Here is a 1189-nt window from a genome sequence, read left to right as displayed (position 1 = left end):
AAATTACATTTATTTGAAGGTTTGAATAATTGCAGTATTCTCGAGCAATAGTAAATTTATAAAAGTTAGTATTGCTTACAAATGATAATGAAGTAGTTTTGTTTTAGGAGAGTACAGAAATGAAGATGACTATATAATTTAAAGACAGGTTTCCTATTTTAGGTTGCTTGTCTTTTTATGTATTTTATGACAGAGTCTTAAAGAAAGTAAAATAAACTCAAGAGCAAGCTGAGCTTAATATTGGGAATTTATTACTAATCTAAATTCTGTCATTTCTTTTTCATTCATCTTGAGCCATGAAGTAGGATTTTCATACTGGTCTGGTTCAAGAATTGATATTTCAATCTTTGTTGGAGAATAGTCTACTAACAGTTGAAGAGATGACTTTTATAATCTTTTGTTATACTTTCGTTTTGTCCGGTATTCCAGTTAAATTACGACTATTATGCTTGCGATTTTTACCATTATTTGCCATAAGACATAAAATGTGTAACGAATACTTGTCTGAGACTCCTCGGAAAATGATTCTATAGAGTTTCTTATATTTCAGTTCCGATGAAGGATTTTAATCTTTTCACCCCTTTTTAAAGTTAACCATTTCATTTAAAACATAAACATTAAATTGGACATTTGTTTTAACATGATAAAAAAATATAATATTAGATTGTCTTTGTCGATGAGATAACATTTGTGATATATTTTACTATCTGGGTATGAAGATGTCGAAAAGTTAAATAAGGTAATGGTAGTATTTATGGTTGTGAGGTAGAAAGGAGTAGTTAAATGAGTCATGGTAAATGTCCTGTAACAGGTGCAACTAGTTCAGGTGGTAGTAAAGGAACAATAAATAAAGATTGGTGGCCTAATCAAATCAATCTAGATATGTTACGACAGAATTCTGAGAAAACTAATCCGATGGATTTGAGTTTCAATTACAAAAATGAATTTAAAAAGTTAGATTATAATCAACTGAAGCAAGATCTATACAATTTAATGACAAATTCACAAGACTGGTGGCCTGCGGATTATGGTCATTATGGTGGATTGTTTATTAGAATGGCATGGCATAGTGCAGGGACATATCGAGTTCAAGATGGTCGTGGCGGTGCTGGTACAGGAACACAGAGATTCGCTCCATTAAACAGTTGGCCTGATAATGCTAACTTAGATAAGGCAAGAAGATTATTAT

Annotated in this window: 1 protein-coding gene; it reads left to right on the top strand. The window is 31.2% G+C overall.

Going from position 1 to position 1189, the window contains the following annotated elements:
- Nucleotides 1-783: 783 nt before the first annotated feature.
- Nucleotides 784-1189: peroxidase family protein (locus tag JF818_RS06310; RefSeq protein WP_304945008.1), on the top strand; the 406-nt coding region annotated here is incomplete at its 3' end.

Origin of the sequence: Sphaerochaeta sp. S2, assembly GCF_016406725.1 — a bacterium.
Lineage (GTDB): Bacteria > Spirochaetota > Spirochaetia > Sphaerochaetales > Sphaerochaetaceae > Sphaerochaeta.
Note: the sequence above shows the minus strand (reverse complement) of the source record. Positions and strands in the feature narration are given on the sequence as shown.